This window comes from Saccharothrix sp. ST-888 (assembly GCF_000955975.1).
Lineage (GTDB): Bacteria > Actinomycetota > Actinomycetes > Streptomycetales > Streptomycetaceae > Kitasatospora.
The window spans coordinates 1-285 of record NZ_JYJF01001034.1 but is presented as its reverse complement, the minus strand read 5'-3'; the positions used below and the strand labels follow the sequence as shown (position 1 = coordinate 285).

The 285-nt window shown below is 70.5% G+C and carries 1 protein-coding gene; it reads right to left on the bottom strand.

Annotated features, from left to right (window positions below):
• Window positions 1–64: 64 nt before the first annotated feature.
• The coding region (locus UK12_RS42760) for a hypothetical protein (protein WP_045307346.1) at window positions 65–285 on the bottom strand (221 nt) is incomplete at its 5' end.

The window sequence follows — 285 nt, the reverse complement described above, 5'->3', positions numbered from 1 at the left end:
CGTCACGCCGGTGGTTGTCGGGCCGGCCGTTGCTGTCGTCGGGTGCTGGGTTGCGGTCGTCACGTCAGGACCTGCCGAATTCCTTGTTGATGATGTCGAGGAGGTCGTCGGCCGACGCGTTGTCCAACTCGTCGTCGTCGGCGCTGTCGGCGGGCCCGTCGCCCGCGTTCCACTTCGTCAGGAGGCCCTGGAGTCGGGCCGTGACGCGGGCGCGTTCGGCGTGGTCGGGGGAGATGGCGGAGAGCGTCCGGTCCAGCGCGTCGAGTTCGGCGAGCACCGGTGCCG